This is a genomic window from Butyrivibrio sp., from assembly GCF_017940685.1.
Taxonomy (GTDB): Bacteria; Bacillota; Clostridia; order Lachnospirales; family Lachnospiraceae; genus Butyrivibrio.
Genome location: NZ_JAGAYD010000119.1, coordinates 1 through 14760 on the forward strand (window position 1 = coordinate 1; position 14760 = coordinate 14760).

17 protein-coding genes, 3 tRNA genes and 1 rRNA gene are annotated in these 14760 nt (G+C 42.6%); 4 read left to right on the top strand and 17 right to left on the bottom strand.

Annotation, left to right across the window (positions count from 1 at the left end; genetic code table 11):
• The coding region (locus J6I68_RS07500; RefSeq protein ID WP_292219111.1) for an InlB B-repeat-containing protein at nt 1–3185 on the bottom strand (3185 nt) is incomplete at its 3' end.
• A gap of 57 nt (nt 3186–3242) precedes the next feature.
• Nucleotides 3243–3461: a hypothetical protein gene (locus J6I68_RS07505; protein WP_292219113.1), complete on the bottom strand. Its 219-nt coding sequence runs from the start codon at nt 3459–3461 to the stop codon at nt 3243–3245.
• A 332-nt stretch (nt 3462–3793) separates the two neighbouring features.
• Between J6I68_RS07505 and J6I68_RS07510 the strand changes: the two genes are divergently transcribed.
• From J6I68_RS07510 to J6I68_RS07520, 3 genes are all read left to right on the top strand, one after another.
• Nucleotides 3794–4642 carry a hypothetical protein gene (locus tag J6I68_RS07510; protein WP_292219115.1) on the top strand — a complete coding sequence of 283 codons (849 nt, stop codon included), beginning with the start codon at nt 3794–3796 and terminating at the stop codon, nt 4640–4642.
• Between the two features lie 253 nt (nt 4643–4895).
• Nucleotides 4896–5429, top strand: coding sequence for a hypothetical protein (locus tag J6I68_RS07515; protein ID WP_292219117.1), 534 nt, complete (start codon nt 4896–4898; stop codon nt 5427–5429).
• Nucleotides 5430–5432: 3 nt separating this feature from the next.
• A complete protein-coding gene (locus J6I68_RS07520) occupies nt 5433–5624 on the top strand; it encodes a helix-turn-helix transcriptional regulator (RefSeq protein ID WP_292219119.1) in 192 nt (63 codons plus the stop codon).
• A gap of 69 nt (nt 5625–5693) precedes the next feature.
• On the opposite strand, the gene J6I68_RS07525 is transcribed toward J6I68_RS07520, so the two are convergent.
• The 6 genes from J6I68_RS07525 to J6I68_RS07550 form a co-directional block, all read right to left on the bottom strand.
• A complete protein-coding gene (locus J6I68_RS07525; protein ID WP_292219122.1) occupies nt 5694–5942 on the bottom strand; it encodes a GlsB/YeaQ/YmgE family stress response membrane protein in 249 nt (82 codons plus the stop codon).
• Nucleotides 5943–6003: 61 nt separating this feature from the next.
• Nucleotides 6004–7878 (bottom strand): sensor domain-containing diguanylate cyclase, encoded by a 1875-nt coding sequence (locus tag J6I68_RS07530; RefSeq protein WP_292219124.1) that lies wholly within the window; start codon nt 7876–7878, stop codon nt 6004–6006.
• Between the two features lie 31 nt (nt 7879–7909).
• Entirely contained in the window at nt 7910–8677 is a 768-nt protein-coding gene (locus J6I68_RS07535) for a ZIP family metal transporter (RefSeq protein WP_292219127.1), read from the bottom strand.
• A gap of 34 nt (nt 8678–8711) precedes the next feature.
• Nucleotides 8712–9146, bottom strand: coding sequence for a D-aminoacyl-tRNA deacylase (gene dtd / locus J6I68_RS07540; protein ID WP_292219130.1), 435 nt, complete (start codon nt 9144–9146; stop codon nt 8712–8714).
• A 32-nt stretch (nt 9147–9178) separates the two neighbouring features.
• Nucleotides 9179–9706, bottom strand: coding sequence for an NUDIX hydrolase (locus tag J6I68_RS07545; protein WP_292219133.1), 528 nt, complete (start codon nt 9704–9706; stop codon nt 9179–9181).
• A gap of 51 nt (nt 9707–9757) precedes the next feature.
• On the bottom strand, nt 9758–10591 hold the full coding sequence (locus tag J6I68_RS07550) for a YitT family protein (RefSeq protein WP_292219139.1): 834 nt from the start codon (nt 10589–10591) through the stop codon (nt 9758–9760).
• 141 nt (nt 10592–10732) lie between these two features.
• Here J6I68_RS07550 and J6I68_RS07555 point away from each other — a divergent pair, with 141 nt between their 5' ends.
• Nucleotides 10733–10906, top strand: a complete 174-nt coding sequence (locus J6I68_RS07555) for a hypothetical protein (RefSeq protein WP_292204178.1) — start codon at nt 10733–10735, stop codon at nt 10904–10906.
• A gap of 84 nt (nt 10907–10990) precedes the next feature.
• Here J6I68_RS07555 and rpsR read toward each other — a convergent pair whose 3' ends face one another.
• The 9 genes from rpsR to J6I68_RS07600 all read right to left on the bottom strand — a co-directional run.
• Nucleotides 10991–11254 carry a 30S ribosomal protein S18 gene (rpsR, locus tag J6I68_RS07560; RefSeq protein WP_024866345.1) on the bottom strand — a complete coding sequence of 88 codons (264 nt, stop codon included), beginning with the start codon at nt 11252–11254 and terminating at the stop codon, nt 10991–10993.
• 16 nt (nt 11255–11270) lie between these two features.
• The gene (locus tag J6I68_RS07565) at nt 11271–11741 is read right to left on the bottom strand and encodes a single-stranded DNA-binding protein (protein ID WP_292219140.1); all 471 of its coding nucleotides are present in this window, start codon (nt 11739–11741) and stop codon (nt 11271–11273) included.
• A gap of 17 nt (nt 11742–11758) precedes the next feature.
• The gene (rpsF, locus tag J6I68_RS07570; RefSeq protein WP_292219142.1) at nt 11759–12046 is read right to left on the bottom strand and encodes a 30S ribosomal protein S6; all 288 of its coding nucleotides are present in this window, start codon (nt 12044–12046) and stop codon (nt 11759–11761) included.
• A gap of 119 nt (nt 12047–12165) precedes the next feature.
• A complete protein-coding gene (locus J6I68_RS07575) occupies nt 12166–12921 on the bottom strand; it encodes an NAD-dependent protein deacylase (protein WP_292219145.1) in 756 nt (251 codons plus the stop codon).
• Between the two features lie 26 nt (nt 12922–12947).
• On the bottom strand, nt 12948–13856 hold the full coding sequence (locus J6I68_RS07580) for a S1 RNA-binding domain-containing protein (protein ID WP_292219147.1): 909 nt from the start codon (nt 13854–13856) through the stop codon (nt 12948–12950).
• Between the two features lie 75 nt (nt 13857–13931).
• Nucleotides 13932–14002 (bottom strand) — tRNA-Cys (locus J6I68_RS07585).
• A 6-nt stretch (nt 14003–14008) separates the two neighbouring features.
• A tRNA-Glu gene (locus tag J6I68_RS07590) sits at nt 14009–14080 on the bottom strand.
• A 230-nt stretch (nt 14081–14310) separates the two neighbouring features.
• Nucleotides 14311–14383 (bottom strand) — tRNA-Asn (locus J6I68_RS07595).
• A 187-nt stretch (nt 14384–14570) separates the two neighbouring features.
• Nucleotides 14571–14760: ribosomal RNA gene (locus J6I68_RS07600) — 23S ribosomal RNA — on the bottom strand; the annotation flags it as partial.

The following is a 14760-nucleotide window of genomic DNA, read 5'->3' on the forward strand; positions in this document are numbered from 1 at the left end:
AAGCTTCCTGTGAATACTACTTCGTTTGCTGGCATTGTGAACCTGCCACCTGTTACTGTAGCATCCTGTGTTGACCAGCCACTGAATGTGTAGCCTTCTGCTGTTGCATCTGCTGCTACTGCTACGTTCTGGGTTCCGTATGCAACTGATGCATCATCTGGAAGATCTGTTGCATCTGCTGGTACGTCTCCTGTGTACTGATACTTTACTTTGAAGTTAGAAGATTCCCACTGAGCTGTAAGGGTTACATTCTGTGAAGGCATAGTAAACTTATTGCCCTGATAATATGTATTGCTATCAAAGCTTGTAGTCCAACCCTTGAATGCATGTCCTACCCATGTAGGATCATTTATAACGGTAGCCTGTGTTCCTGCTGTAGCTGTGGCAGAAGTTGTTCTGTCTGTTCCATCGTTATAAACGTAAGTGATATTGTAGGTCTTTCCTACATATCTAGCATAATATGTAATAGTTCCTGTAACTGTTACTCTGTCAGGTGCTTTTGTGGTATAAGTCTCGTCTGTATACCATCCGTCAAATTTACATCTAACACCATCAACAGTTTCCTCAGCATTAAGCTTAAGAGTATCAGTAGTAAATGAACCTGAAGATCTAACTGTGCTATTGATTTCAACTCTTGTGTTCTTTACATGCATAACAGGCTGAGAAATTGTCGAGCCCTTATGATTACCATCAGGATAATTATTTACAACGTAGGTAATGGTTGCCTTAGCGGTTGTATCCAGAGTAAGAATACAATCCATATGCAAAGTATTTCCATTATCAATAGTCTTTTCGTCGTATCCAACTGCTGTGTTATTAAAACTCAGCGTTTGCATAGTTAAGGAATACGTCCAGTCACTCTGATATTTATCTCTTCCATGTGTGCCATTATAATAGGTACTAATGCCAGTCCTTATAGCACTGTCAGTAGGCATGTCCATAACATACTTTTCTAGATCATGCTTATCTCTATACCATCTTCCGCTAATTCCGTCAGGAACAATAACTTTTCCTATTCCCGCATGCATATAATCAGATGGACTATTGCTAGTATAGCTCTTACCTGGTAGCAAATAATAGAAATATGTTCTTACTGAGAAAACCGCATAATATTTAAGGGTTTCATCTGTTTCCTTAACCACTGGAATTGAATCATTGTTATATCGTGTTGTAGAACTGCCATAATCTGCACTTGTTACCCATCCTTCGAAATCGAAATTCAGATTTCCACTTGATCTCTCTGGAGTTCCACCAAATGATGGCATCTCGCCAACTGCAACTTTAGTAGTCTTGACCTTTTCTCCACCTACATACCACTCAACATTTTTCTTTGCAACAGCATTGGCACTCTCATAGTAAAACTTTACCGTAGCACTCTCTCTATAGTAATAGTACTTTCGAGATTCGTTGATTTCTACACAAAGCAACCCTTCATAGTAGTAGAAGTTGTCTAAATCATATTCTGTGATATCATTTGGAAAGGTGTATGTCGCTTTAACAAAGCTATACCCTTCAATAGCAGGAGCAACATCTTCTACAAGATACTCCTTCTTCTCAGGGAATGTCACAGTACCAGCACCTGTGCCAACTGGTTCGCCATCTTCATCAACCATATGAACTTCTATACCATCCGCTTTCTTGGTATAAACAAAATACAACTGTGTATTATCTTGGCTTGATACATCTGTTGGTCCATACTGATGAATAGCATTCACATAATATTTCCTATTATTGCTATTACCACTATATGATACACTAAATCCTGTTACGTCACGGTACCAGTTGTATTTATAAACTTGAGCCTTGCTAAATTCATATACATTACCCTTTGAATCAGTAACATCACCAATTGTAAGCGCACTCACATCAAAATTAGTTTTGTTATTTGTAAGTGAAGGCACTGTGTACTCAACAATGCCACTTATCTCGTTATAATTTTCATCAACAATCTTCGCATAAAATGTTGTGTTTTGAGTGTTACTAGCCTTCACAGTGATAGCAACAGTATATGGTGAAAATGAGTCAGAAAGAACTTCTATGCTTGAAGTTTTCTTGTCATCAAAACCAATCTTATCAAAACCAGTGATTTCTCCATCCTCTTCTTCAGCATGATATACACTTATGGTAGTATCATCTTCTTTTCCCTCTTCTATACCAGAGAATTGAATTGATACTTTACCGTCAACAGGCTGAACTTCTCCCAAGCTAGGAGAATAGATTGTAATGTCATAAGAATATGTCGCAACAAGTTCTTCAGTACTATCAGTATCCGCCTCTACAGCATTTTCAAGATCATCTTCTAGTGAACCAGTGATTTTGGTAACTCTGAGTTCCGCATCATCAGGAAGTACGTTTGGTTCAGCATAAAGAGATACTATAATTCCATCTTCATCAATGGTTTTTGACTGATTAAATTCCTGATTCCAAGTTACTTTTTCTTCGAAGTTAGCGGTAAATGTAATCTCTTTTACCTCTTCCTCAGACTCTTCGCCTTCTCCAGACACACCAAGATCAGATGCCGAAGGAGTGAAGTTTGGCTCATCACATACTTCATTTCCATCTTCATCTGTCCAGTTTACAAATTTATATCCGTCAAAAGCCTCTGCTGTTGAACCCTCAAGCTCTACGTTCTCAGCAAAAACTTCACGCTGCTTGGAAACGGAACCTGCATCTTCGTCAGAAACTACGTAGTAGATCTTGATGCCGTCGACTTCCTCTTCGGTTTCAACTACTTCTTCCTCAGTCTCGTCCTCGGCTACTTTCTCCTTAAGTTTAGGATTGCCATTCTCATCAAGAACAGGGTTGCCATTTTCGTCGAGTTCATATTCTGGCTCATCAGTTGTATTAACTGGGTCACCTGGAGTAGGTGTACCCTCTCCATTTCCCTCAGTAGAAGTTACAACAGGTGTTGTGCCCTCTCCATCATTCTCTGAATTTCCTGAGCCTTCTCCATTTCCTCCACCAAGCTCATCCTGTGGGATTGCTTCAGCGGAAGAGAGATCCGCAATGGTGGTCTCCTCTTTTGGCTCTTCTGGCTCTTCTGGCTCTTCAGTTTCATCTGACTCTTCTACGATTCCGTTCTCTTCAGCGTAAACTTTTGCGCTTGCAAAATCACTGCCAAATGTTGTAGTGACCAGCGCGATGCTGAGTAGAAATGCCAGAATCCTGTTCCATTTCTTAAACATAAACCTTTCCTCCTAAAATCTTGTTCCCTTGTTACACACTATATTGGCAAAGACGGCTTATCCGATTCTCATCTCGGTATTACTGTCTTGTTGCTCACACTGTGAATCCATGGCTCCATTCATAAGCTTGAAAAGTTCAAGAGCGCTTCTGAACTTCTCTGATCGATTTTCCTCAGCCCATACAACCTCGCCCTGCCAGGTGTTATTGCTGTTGTTCTCGACCTTAATGATGAAGGTTCCCCGGTGTTTGTTTCTCTTTTCCAAAAAATCTTTCATAATTAGTACTCCATTAATGCTAGTTAAAGCTCCACTTTTTATTCTACTTATGACCCATCATATGACCCATCATATTATTAAGAAATTTTGAAAAAATATTAATTTTTTGTGAAAAGGTATAAAAAATTTTGTCTATGCCTATTTTTGATGGCCTTAAAAATATCTTAAGAAATTTCGACGGTAAATCTTAAGAATTTGCTGTTAAGATATTACTTGTGCTCATTCAGAGCGAAATGCAGCGTTCTGCTGCATGGTCCATAGGACCAGCAATCCCATATTTCTGCTACATATTACGTTCATTGTTGACACTAGGAGGAGGTGTTATAATTTAGATGTCAAAAAAACCAAATAAAGAAGATACGAAACGACGTCTTGACTGGCATTCCGGTTTCGAAGGCGGTTTGATGCTGAGCTTTCGAAAGTATGCCAAAGACATTGAGATTGAGAGGGAACATCCGCTTTCCAAGGAGCCACTGCGAGTTGATTTCCTTGTTATAAAAAAGCGCCATGATGTTGTCATTGATAACGCGATTGGGCGCAAGTTCAAGACTTACAACCTGATCGAATACAAGAATCCAAATGACGAGCTTGATATCGATGTCCTGTGGAAGGTTATTGGATACGCCTGCCTGTACAAGAGTATGGGATCAACTGTAGACGCAATAAAGTCCGATGAGATCACAATGTCGATATTCAGGTCCAGGAAACCGGTTAAGCTATTTAAGCGACTGACTAATTCGGGGATATCCGTCGAGAAGGTCAATGAAGGGATTTATCACATAAGCGGATTAGTGGTAATCCCAATCTACATCGTTGTCATCAGAGAGCTTACGGACGACGGGCTGAAGGCTATATCAATAATGAGGCCAGGTGCAGATGAAGAAACAGTAAGACATTTTCTTAATGAAGCCGACGGTTATACCGAACCAGATGACAAACGATTTACTGATGCTGTCTTGAGAATAAGTACAACTATCAACCAGTCGCTTTACGAGAAGTTGAAAGGAGAAAAATCTATGGCATATTTAGGATTTATGGCAGAAGAACTAGACCAGGCAAGGAAAGAAACTGCTGAAAAATATGATAAGATCATCGCTAAAAAAGATGAAACCATCGCCGAAAAGAATGAAACCATCGCAAACCTGATGGCAGAAATAACAAGATTAAAAGAAAATAAATAACATTTTATCAACATTTACAAAAGAGCCCTCCTGCCCACAACAGGAGGGCTTTTTACATGTTCACACCCAATATTTCACCCGACAATTTTCATCTCATAAAAGATTTTTGTAAAATATACTTGACATATTTCCATTGTGATTTTATTATAAGCTCATGAAAGGAACCAAAGAAACGACGTCACCTTTGCATAACCTTTCATATAACAAACTACAAACCAATTATTTTACATATGTTATGAGTGGAGGAAACAAAATGAGACTTGAAGCATCAGTTGGAATTACAGTTGGAATCATCGTTGGACTGGTTATCGCCTTTGCACTTCTCAAGGCAGCCAACACCAACCACAGGATGAAGACAGATTATGACGAGAGACAGCAGCTTATCCGTGGCAAGGGATATATGTACGCGTTCTACACAATTCTCTTTTACGAAGTATTGATGATGATCATTGATATCGGAGAATTTAGTCTCCCAATAGAGTCATACGCAGTTCACTGTGTTGGCCTGATCATTGGAGTTATTGTACTTGGAGTTTACTGCATCTGGAATGACGTATACTGGGGACTTAACAACAACAAAAAGACCTACTACGCTATCTTCGTAGTATGCACCATCTTTAACCTTATCCCAGTAATTGGTCAGGCCAGCATGGGAACCCTGATCCAGGATGGCAAGATTGGCCTTCCTATCCTTAACATCATGGTCCTTGTCATGATGGCTGTACTTGGAATCGTATTTATCATCAAGAAACTTACTGGCAAAAACAGCTCTGAAGAGGAGGACTAATATATGAAGAATCTACGATTAAAATCTGCAAGGGCTGCTCTTGATCTGTCTCAGGACGATCTTGCTAAAAAGTGCGGCGTCTCAAGGCAGACAATAAGTGCTATTGAAAAAGGGGACTACAACCCCACCATCAATCTCTGCATCGCTATTTGCAAAGAGCTTGGCAAGACATTAGACGAGCTCTTTTGGGAATAATAAAAATGAACGAAAAAAGATCCGGCGGACTTCCAAAAGTCTACCGGATCTTTCTATTTCTTTTCCTGATTATTTAAGAAGCTTTTTACCAGCAAAGATCACGATGCAGGAACCGATGATTCCAACGATCAGATTGCCAAGGATTCCGCTTCCGTGGATACCTACAAGACCAAGGATAAGATTTCCAACGATGCCTCCAACTACACCAAGGATGATATTCCTAAGAAGGCCGCCCTCGTTGTTCATGAGCTTTCCTGCAAGCCATCCAGCGATTGCTCCTACGATAAGTCCTGTAAGAAGACCTAATCCATTAAACATATTTCTTTTCCCCTTTCTAGAATACTTTTTCCAGAGAAGAGTATATCACAATTTAGAATAATTAGAAATCTGCAGCATTCTGATAGAAGGTTGCAAAGCTTCCTTTTGTCTTTTTACTCTCATAGGTACAGCTGTCAGCGTGCTTGTAGAGTTCTTCAAAGGAGTAGTTATCATCAGGCTGATAGAACGCCACACCTACACTGACATTTACTATCATTCCGGACAACTCCGGCACATTCATGCTTTCGATAGAAGAAATAAGTCTTTTAACAACAGGCTTTCCTGCCTCCATGCTGTAAATGCCTGGTGTGAACGCTGCAAATTCGTCTCCGCCAAGGCGCAGGATAATGTCATTTTCCCTGAAGGTTTTGCGGACTGCGGCTCCTATCGCAACAAGGACCTTGTCGCCCACGTTGTGTCCGAAATTATCGTTTATGCTCTTGAAGCGGTCAACATCAAAAAGTACAAACATTCCGCCTTCACCGCCCTTAAGAGCATCCCTTATCTTGCTTTCGCCGCTGCCACGGTTGTTCAGCATGGTGAGCTGATCCGTCTCTGCCAGATACTTAAGCTCATCTCGCGAGCGCCTCTCAGTATCTATATTCTCGACAGCCCAGATCACAGACTTAATTGATCCGTCGCTGTTCCTTTCTGCAACGATGAATCTTCCACGATTCCACTTGTGATCAATGTTCAAAAACTCGATACTTATGGTGTTTTGCTGTCCCATTCGCTCATTCAGGTTATCAAGCTTTAGAAATTCTATTAATTCCTTTTTTGACCTGTCATCGCTTACATGTGAGGCAACTGTTTTCATGATCTCATCTGCCGAGCTGTAGGTTTCGTTATCAACCAGCTCTACAATCCTTGGATCCTTGCATGCAACAACTTCAAAGCTGTGAGTATCAAGATCCACTTTGTGCATGGTTACGTAGATATTGGCAATGGACTGCACATTGTCACCATAGTTCATGATCTTGACTTTTTGAGCGGTCATAAAGAACACGATTGCCAAGGTCAGGATAATACCTATGATTGCAGATATCATTACAGTCCTTGTCAGCTGATGTATCTCCTGCATCGCTGGTTCGGCGCTGTTCATAGTGATAACTGTCCAGTTATCAAATATTTTTCTTGGGCACAAAAGAAATTCATTCTCGCCCATATGTATCGTATAAACTTTTCCTCCGCTCTTGCGAAGGCCTATGTAGATTTTCTTCCTGTCAGGATCCTTGGAATCTCTGTAATTTTCTCCAACCTCTTCAGGGATCGAGTGAGAGACTATATTACCTTCGTCGTCCATGATCATGACCTCATGGTCAGGATCCGCGCACGCCACATCCTCAGTCATCTGCTGCATCCTGCTGACCCAGATGTCGATGGCGATAACGCTCTCTTTATCTGAAAGGAGCTTGGCTGCTGTCACAACAAGCTTACCTGTTCTTGCGTCGATGTACGGATCAATGATAACCTTGGCGCCATCAGCTTTAACAGCTTCCTTGTACCAGACTCTCTCGGTGGGAACATAGTCTTCTCCAGGAACCCAGTTATCGCCGTCGACAAACTGACCCTTTACATAGCCATAGATTCCCTTGGTGTCTCCGGAAGCTATAGAACTAAGGGTAAGTGTCTTTCGCTCAAGATATTTCTGGACCTGATCAACAGAATCCCCCTGCCTTAGCATGTCATCAACAGCTTCGCAGGCAGTATCCACTATCATGGTCACCTGTCCGATGTAATCCTTGAAATCTTCAGCCACATCATAAGCTTCTATAGTAGTCTTGTCCTCGACGATGGTCATAGCCATGTCATACTCAGTCCTAAACACAACTAATGTGACCAGAAGGAAAAATAATGGCCATAAGATAAAAGGTATAACTCCCAAAAAGCCAAGGCGCTTTAAGAGTTTTTTAAATCCAATAATCTTGTTCCTCATTAGCATTCACCGCATTAAATCATCTAACCATTCATCCAAGTCCTGTATCCAGAGCCATCATCAATATGAAGCCCAGGGCAAAAGAGATTGTTCCGATATTGGAGTGCTCACCCTCTGACATCTCTGGGATAAGCTCCTCTACTACAACATAGATCATGGCTCCGGCCGCGAAGCTTAAAAGATATGGCATAGTGGGGATCAGAAGTGAAGCTGCTGCAATTACAAGCAGCGATCCAATAGGTTCTACAATTCCGGAAAGCACGCCATAAAGGAACGTCTTACCCTTAGGAACCCCCTCTCCAAGAAGAGGCATTGACACAATGGCTCCCTCCGGGAAGTTCTGGATTGCTATACCGATAGCAAGAGCCAGCGCACCAGATAATGAAATTGTCTCATTTCCATAGAGCCACCCTGCACAAACAATACCAACTGCCATTCCCTCCGGCAGATTGTGCAGCGTCACTGCAAGTACTAGCTTTGTAGTTCTCTTAAGCCCGCTCTTTGGGCCCTCCTCACTGCTGTCAAGGTGCATGTGCGGAGTTACCAGATCCAGTACAAGCAAAAACAGCATTCCTATGCCAAAGCCTATGGACACCGGAATAAAGCCAAGCTTACCCATATCCGTCGTCATATCAAGAGCAGGTATCAGCAGGCTAAAGAATGAAGCAGCCACCATGACTCCTGAAGCAAATCCCGTTAAAGCTCTCTGAGTCTTTTCTCCTATGGCATTCTTAAAAAAGAAAACTGTAGCCGCCCCAAGTGTCGTTCCCAGGAACGGTATGACAATAATATTCCACATAAACTACCTCCTTAATATGCCAGGCCATCTGCCTCTATACATCGAGCACTATGGTTACGGGTCCATCATTGACTGAAGCCACCTTCATATCTGCTCCGAATACTCCTGTCCCAACTTCAAATCCTCTGTTTCTGCACTCCTCTACCACCAGCTCATATAGCGGCTTCGAAATCTCAGGCCTTGCAGCATCAGTAAATCCCGGTCTTCTTGAACTGCAGTCAGCGTAAAGAGTAAACTGGCTCACTATAAGGAGCTTAGCCCCAGCATCCTTGGGATTTATGTTCATTTTTCCGTTTTCATCTTCAAATACTCTAAGGCCGCAGATCTTGTCAGCGATCTTTACAGCCTGCTCTTTTGTGTCATCCTTGTGTACCCCTAACAGCACAAGGAATCCCTTATCTATTGATGATATTTCTTTTCCGTCTATGGTCACAGATGCGTTTAGCACCCTTGTTATTACTGCTCTCATGTCGTAATCTCCATAGTTTTGTCTTTAGTATTTCAGTCTTTTTTTAGTGCGTCTGTAATGATGTCGCAGTGATCGAAGGCCAGATCCTCAAGTGACAGAACGATTTCATCTGCAGCAAAAGAAATTTTTCCGCCCTCTTCTTTTATAGTGAACCACTTGGCGTCTGCTGCATCATCTGCTGCAATGGGCTTTACCTCATCCGGATTAACTAGTGCTTTAAATGCTGCAGTAATAGTCCAGCCTCTTGGATCTCTTCCGGGCTTGCTGTAGACTCCCACAAGAGTCAGGTCGTTTGCCGGCATTTTGATGCAGGTCTCCTCTTCCAGTTCCCTGGCAGCGCTCTCCTCTATCCTCTCGCCCTCTTCTGAAAATCCTCCAGGCAGTGCCCACTTTCCAAGACAGGGGTGATTCCCCCTTCGGATAAGGAGGATTTTCTTTTCTGCCTCCCTTGTAATGATGCAGATATCTGCTGTAACTGCAGGTTTCTTCCACGCATCTGAGTTATAGCTTTTTAGAAATTCAGCCTCAGTCAGGCCGTTCTTGTCACGAATTGGTTCCATGTAAGTCTCCTTTATATTGTTAAGTTTCAAAAGAGCTTATCGTTAGCTCTTTTACCGTAGGATCTCGTCAATGGTAGACACAGTACTGAAGCTTCCGGCGTTGGTGGAGATGATCTCCTTCATGAGCGGAAGTTCAAAGTAACTGATATAGCATATCAAAGTGTTATTCTCACCAGCAATGGCTCCTCTTGAATCCATTATAGTGCAGGTCTTGTTGAGTTTCTGTTTGATGTCTGCAATGATCTTGTCCGGATCCTGGGTAATGATAGTGATCTGCTTGATGGATTCGAAGTGGTCAGTGTAGTGATCGATGACCATGGTGGCAACAAAGTATACTAACAGGCTAAGAAGCGCCGCTGTTGCATCTATAACTGCAAAGACCGTGATGTAAACCATCATGTTAAACACCAGAAGAACCGGTGTCATACTGTAGTTGCGACCGGTTTTATCCGACAGCTTTTTTACCACAATATTGGCAAGGATTTCTGATCCATCAATGCATCCGCCATTTCTAAGGATCAGTGAAAGCCCCGCTCCCAGTATCGCTCCTCCAAAGGCCACTGCCAGGAAATGCTCAGTATTTACTTCAAATGGGATATTTTCAAAAAAGTCCAGCCCCAGCATATAGAATACCGATCCTAAGGCAGCCTTAATGGTAAACTGCCTTCCAAGGAAAAGATATCCCGCAATTATGAATGGTAAAAATACGACCAAAACACATAGCGGCAAGTTAAAGCCTGTCACCTTGCTGATGATGATGGCAACGCCCGCCGTTCCATAGTCTATGGCGTCGTTTGGAAGGAGTATCAAAGCTACCGAGAAGCTCGCCATTATTGCTCCTAAGATTATCAGTATGTAGGACAGAATTCCTTGTTTTTTCTTCATTGTATCCTCTTTTCTCGTAATATTTTGCTTTAGCAAGATTTCTCGATTGTTTAATACACTTTTTAGAATATATAGTGTATATTGTAATCATAAGATACTAGATGTTGTGGTAATAGTTCATGGTGTACAAGGAGGTGCCATATGAACATTGATGCGATGACAACTAACAGAGACATGAGATTCTACGTCGAAGCAGCCATGGCCATGACAAATAATACCAGTCCCGAGGATCCGCCATCTGCAATAATCAGTTCTATCTCGTTTTCATCAATGCTTGAAAACGCCATTAAGATGGAACTACTTAAGGATCACTAAAATACATATTATTATTGTACAACAAAAAAGACACTTCTTAGAACTTCTTCTAAAAAGTGTCTTAATAGTTTGTATTAATACTGATTACTCAGCTACGTAAGGCATAAGTGCCAGATGACGAGCTCTCTTGATTGCAGATGTAAGCTCTCTCTGGTGCTTAGCGCAGTTGCCTGTAATTCTTCTAGGAAGGATCTTGCCGCTCTCTGAAACGAACTTCTTGAGCTTAGCTGTATCCTTGTAATCAATTACATTGTCCTTGCCACAGAATACACAAACCTTTTTTCTTCTGTGCATTCCACCTTTTCTCCTTACAGGAGCATCGGATCTATCAGACTTTGTGAAAGCCATTGCTAATTCCTCCTTATCAATTAAAAGGCAGCTCCTCTTCAATTCCGTCAGGAATATTCATGAAGCCATCGCCTGCTGCAGTGGGTGCAGGATTACTAGCAGGAGCACTAGCATTGTTGCTGTAGTTGTCGCCGTAGCTACCACCGTTTGATGATGAGTTCTTGCTCTCAGCGAACTCCTGATCTTCTACAACCACTTCTGTTGTGTAGACCTTGACGCCATCCTTGTTGGTGTAGGAACCAGTCTGGATCCTGCCACTGATGATCATCTTTGTACCCTTCTTTAAGTATTTCTCAGCAAACTCTCCAGACTTACCAAATGCTACGCAGCTGATGAAATCTGCTGTCTGCTCACCGTCGCCAGTGTTGCGGCCACGTCTACGGTCAACTGCAAGAGTGTATCTTGCGATTGCCATTGGCTCACCGCCCTGTGAATATCTTACCTCTGGGTCTTTTGTTAAACGTCCACATAAAATTACTTTGTTCATTTTTCGTCCTCTTCTATTTAAGCCTCGTTCTTAACGCATAAATATCTGATGACACCATCCATGATTCTCATACGAGCTTCGATCTCAGCAGGAGCTGTAGGCTCGCCGTCGAACTGGACGAAATAGTAGAAGCCTTCTGTCATTTTCTCGATCTCATAAGCGAGCTTCTTCTTGCCCCACTCATCGACATTGGTTACCTGACCACCGTGTTTCTCGATAGTTCTCTTAACCTTCTCGATGACAGCGGTTCTTGCGTCGTCTTCGATCTTTGCACTAACAACAACGGCTAATTCGTATTTGTTCATGCTATTGTTACCTCCTTTTGGTCTCTGGCTACTTGTATCAGTCAAGTAGCAAGGAATTTATCACAGAATGGTATATTACCATACTTCCAGAAGAAACGCAAGCATTTTACACCGTTTTCTTAAAGTTCTATTCCCTGTAACTGTGCCAGTCCAGCAAACAACTCACCAATCTTTCTGTTAATGACAAGTGTATTCTCTGCCTGTCTGACGTCTATCCTGTCTCTGTTGATAATGACAAGATTCTTGCCTCTGAAATAATTAACAAAAGAAGCTGCAGGATATACGGTAAGTGATGTTCCGCCAATGATCAGCATATCTGCCCTGGCAATTGAATCAATGGCTCCTGAAACCTGATCCTCTGGAAGTCCTTCCTCATAGAGAGTGATATCAGGTCTTACTACACCACCGCAACTGCATCTTGGGATTGGCTCCTTAGATTCAAAAATGTAATCAGAAGGGAACTCTTTTCCGCAGCTCATGCAGTAGTTCCGAAGGGCACTTCCGTGGATCTCATAAACCACCTTACTTCCGGCCTTCTGATGAAGTCCATCGATGTTCTGAGTGACGATAGCCTTGAGCTTGCCCATCTCTTCAAGCCTGGCCAGATACTTATGTGCATTATTGGGCTCTATGTTTCTGGTGTCCATCTTCTGTCTGTGGAACTCATAGTAAACCTTGGGCTCATATACAAGACAGCTATGGCTTAAAAGATACTCAGGCTGATACATATCAAATCTGACATCGTGCTGATTGTACAGACCGTCTTTGCTCCTGAAATCCGGAATACCACTCTCAGTGGATACTCCAGCGCCGCCAAAGAAAACTACATTATCTGATGCATCAATAAGCTCTTTTAATCTCTCTACATCACTCATACTGCCGCCCTCCAAGACTTATACTATTAGAAACCTGCCTTCTTAAGTAGATCTGCAAGAGAAGTTGTTGCCTCTCCCTCGCTCTCAAACTCAATCTTCTCCTCTGTTATCTCAGTTGCTGCAATCTCTTCAAGTGCCTTCATGCTGAGGCTAAGCTTGCCATCTTTGATGGCTGTTACCTTAACCTTTACCTTCTGTCCTACCTTAAGAACAGCTGAAGGATGTGCAATTCTCTGATTGCAGATCTGTGAGATGTGTACCAGACCTGACAGTCCGTTTCCAAGGTTAATGAAAGCTCCATAGTTCTGAAGACTCTCAACAACACCCTCTGTAACAAGGCCAACCTCGACATTGGATACCATCTCAGCTCTCTTGGCATCAGCCTGCTCCTTGAGGTATTCTCTCGCTGAAAGAACCAGTTTGTTGTCCTCTGGGTTTACTGTTATTACCTTAACCTTTAGGGTCTTACCAACAAACTCAGGGATCTGGTCCTCTTCCACATAATTAAGATCAAGCTTTGATGCTGGAATGAAACCTCTGATACCTTCAAGGAATGCTACTGCACCTGCCTTGACTGCCTCAGAAACCTTAACATCCACGTACTCGCCTGATTCAAGATATTCCTTTAATTTATCCCAAGCCAGAACCTGTGTGGCTTCTTTTTTGGATAAAAGAATATTTCCCCTGCCATCATCTGTGCTGACAACTGTAGCTGAGATCTCATCTCCTACAGCTATATCCCTGTGGATATTGAACTTGGGATCATTGCTAAGATCCTCTACCTTGATGATACCCTGGGTGTAATACTTAAGATCCAAAGTAACTTCTGTGTCTGACACATCAATTACTGTTCCTTCAAGAATATCCCCCTCTTTTACCTTGCGGAAAGATCTGTCGATCTCATCCTTAAAATCGTTCATTGTTTCTTCTGCCATACCTTACCTCCAAATCAAAAACTAGATAAATTATAACACAAAAAAAGCCATGAATAACTAGTATTCATGGCTTAGAGGTGACAGGCGGATTTGAACCGCCGCTCGAGGTGTTGCAGACCTGTGCCTTACCGCTTGGCTATGTCACCAAATAATGACTCCGACGAGAATCGAACTCGTGTTACCGCCGTGAAAGGGCGATGTCTTGACCGCTTGACCACGGAGCCTAAGAGTTAGCGACCGTATTCCGGTCGCTTACTCTTAGGCCCTGCTGGAATTCTTAGCGAGGTCCTGTCGAGCTTAGAATGCCAGTAGAGCCGGCATTTTAAACGACCTTATCGATCAAGTAGCTAATAAGTACTATCGCTCTGGCTGCCTCACTAGGCTCGAAAGAACCTCGCCAAGTGATCATCCAGGCTACGCACCAAACTCGAAAATACCTCGTTAGGTGCTATCGCTCCCCCTGTCGGACTCGAACCAACGACACTTCGGTTAACAGCCGAATGCTCTACCGACTGAGCTAAGGAGGATTATATCTTTTTGATGATACAACAATACCATGCTCTCGCATGGTACATTCCTTTGTACCTTCAAAACCGAACACTGAAACTATCTAATGATCCGTATTGCTAATAAGGAAGTTCTGCTCTCGTGCAGCGCACGATCCAGAACAACACTCGAACTAGACTCGATAATACCTCGTCAAGTTCTCCTAGTTTGGATAAGCCCTCGACCTATTAGTACACATCAGCTGAACACGTTACCGTGCTTACACCTTGTGCCTATCTAACCTCGTACTCTCCAAGGGGTCTTACTGAACAAGTCAGGGATATCTCATCTTGAGGGGGGCTTCACGCTTAGATGCCTTCAGCGTTTATCCCTTCCGGACGTGGCTACCCAGCCTTAT